Source organism: Bartonella sp. AA81SXKL (genome assembly GCF_042196945.1).
Classification (GTDB): domain Bacteria; phylum Pseudomonadota; class Alphaproteobacteria; order Rhizobiales; family Rhizobiaceae; genus Bartonella.
The window spans coordinates 1-332 of the sequence record NZ_JBHIRH010000261.1 but is presented as its reverse complement, the minus strand read 5'-3'; positions in this window follow the sequence as shown (position 1 = coordinate 332).

The following is a 332-nucleotide window of genomic DNA, read 5'->3' as shown; positions in this document are numbered from 1 at the left end:
TTACGAATCAAACGTTTGATGAACATAATATTGGAGTGTATTTTTCTAAACACACAAAGATTTATTCAAAAGCCGTTTCTGCTTTTTGGATCTACAAAAAAACAATCAAAATCCCCATTGATGGTTTATCAAACAACACGATTACTGATGATCTAGGCTACTATATTTAAAACAATAAAATGCTAAATTTCGATTAATTTGATGGATAAAGTACTCATGAAGCCTTGCAATAACATTGCCATTACACCAGAATTAATTGCACAACACGGTTTAAAAAATGATGAATATCAACATATCCTGACCTTGATTGGAAGAGAACCAACATTTACAGA